The 1894-nt window shown below is 66.3% G+C and carries 2 protein-coding genes and 1 pseudogene; all 3 read right to left on the bottom strand.

From position 1 onward, the window contains the following. Positions 1–5: 5 nt before the first annotated feature. Positions 6–767 carry an amino acid ABC transporter ATP-binding protein gene (locus ACFC0D_RS38455; RefSeq protein ID WP_376446750.1) on the bottom strand — a complete coding sequence of 254 codons (762 nt, stop codon included), beginning with the start codon at positions 765–767 and terminating at the stop codon, positions 6–8. After that, entirely contained in the window at positions 764–1705 is a 942-nt protein-coding gene (locus ACFC0D_RS38450; protein ID WP_376446748.1) for an amino acid ABC transporter permease, read from the bottom strand. The genes ACFC0D_RS38455 and ACFC0D_RS38450 overlap by 4 nt, the downstream gene beginning before the upstream one ends. Positions 1706–1735: 30 nt before the next feature. After that, positions 1736–1894, bottom strand: a pseudogene (locus ACFC0D_RS38445) (ABC transporter substrate-binding protein); the annotation flags it as partial.

Genomic DNA, 1894 nt, shown 5'->3' with positions numbered 1-1894 from the left:
GACTGCTAGAGCACCTTGGAGAGGAATGCCTTGGTGCGGTCGTGTTGGGGGTTGCCGAGGACGTCGCGGGGGTGGCCGGATTCGACGACGACGCCGCCGTCCATGAAGACGAGGTTGTCGCCGACTTCGCGGGCGAAGCCCATTTCGTGGGTGACGACGACCATGGTCATGCCGGACTCGGCGAGGTCGCGCATGACGTCGAGGACGTCGCCGACGAGTTCGGGGTCGAGGGCTGAGGTGGGCTCGTCGAAGAGCATCAGCTTGGGTTCCATGGCCAGCGCGCGGGCGATGGCGACGCGCTGCTGCTGGCCGCCGGAGAGCTGGGTGGGGTAGTTCCCGGCCTTGTCGGCCAGGCCGACCCGGTCCAGCAGGCGTTCGGCGCGCTCGCGGGCGACGGCCTTGGACTCGCCCTTGACCTGGATGGGCGCTTCCATGACGTTGGCCAGGGCCGTCATGTGGGGGAAGAGGTTGAAGCGCTGGAAGACCATGCCGATGTCGCGGCGCTGGGCGGCGACCTCGCTGTCCTTCAGTTCGTAGAGCTTGTCGCCCTTTTGGCGGTAGCCCACGAGCTGGCCGTCGACGTAGAGCCGTCCGGCGTTGATCTTCTCGAGGTGGTTGATGCAGCGCAGGAAGGTGGACTTGCCGGAGCCGGACGGGCCGATCAGGCAGAACACCTCGCCGTTGTTCACCTCGAGGTCGATGCCCTTGAGGATGTGGGCGGGTCCGTAGGACTTGTGGACGCCTTCGGCCTTCACCATGAGAGTCACTTGGCCACCGCCTCACGGTTGGAGAATCGGGCGAGGTTCGCCTTGACCTTCTGCCACGGCGTGGGCGGCAGGGAGCGCAGCGAGCCGCGGGCGTAGTGCCGCTCGAGGTAGAACTGGCCGACGCTGAACACCGAGGTCAGGATCAGGTACCAGATCGAGGCGAGGAAGAACATCTCCATGACCGCGAACGAGGTCGAGGCGATGTCCTGTGCGGCGCGCAGCAGGTCGGGGTATTGGACGGCGACGACCAGGGAGGAGGTCTTGAGCATGTTGATGAACTCGTTGCCGGTCGGCGGGATGATCACCCGCATCGACTGGGGGAGCACCACGCGGCGCATGGTCTTGGCCTGGGACATGCCGAGTGCGTGGGAGGCCTCGGTCTGTCCTTCGTCGACCGACTGGATGCCGGCGCGGACGATCTCGGCCATGTAGGCGCCCTCGTTCAGGCCGAGCCCGAGCAGGGCGGCCAGGAACGGGGTCATGACGTCGGTCATCTCGTCCTTGTAGAACCCGATGTTGAACACCGGGAAGATCAGGGCGAGGTTGAACCAGATCAGCAGCTGCACGTAGACCGGGGTGCCGCGGAAGATCCAGATGTAGAGCCAGGCGACGGAGCTGGTCACCGGGTTCTTGGAGAGCCGCATGACGGCGAAGAGCACGCCCAGGACCAGGCCCAGCGCCATGGAGGCGACGCTGATGAGGATGGTGTTGCCCAGTCCGGACAGGATGGTGGGGTCGAACAGCTTCTCGGGGACGGTGGCCCAGCGGACGTTGCCCTGGGAGAAGGCGTAGCCGAGGAGCACCAGCAGGGCGACCACGACGACGCCGGCGATCCAGCGTCCGTAGTGGCGGACCGGAATGGCCTTGATGGCCTCCGGCGGGACCCCCGCCGGGGCGGGTGACGCCCCGGCGGGAACCTTGTCGATCTTGTCAGTCACGACGACTGCCCTTCAGTGGTACGCGAGAGGTCAGGAACCGCCGTTGATCTTGGCCGCGGGAATGGCGCCGTCGGCGGCCCCCCACTTGTCCAGGGCGGCCTTGTAGGTGCCGTCCTTGATGATCGCGTCCACGGCTTCCTTGAGCGCGTCACGCAGCTGGGTGTTCTTCTTGTCGACGGCGATACCGAA

The sequence above is a fragment of the Streptomyces sp. NPDC056222 genome (assembly GCF_042264065.1).
Lineage (GTDB): Bacteria > Actinomycetota > Actinomycetes > Streptomycetales > Streptomycetaceae > Streptomyces.
This window is presented reverse-complemented; position numbering and strand designations above follow the sequence as displayed.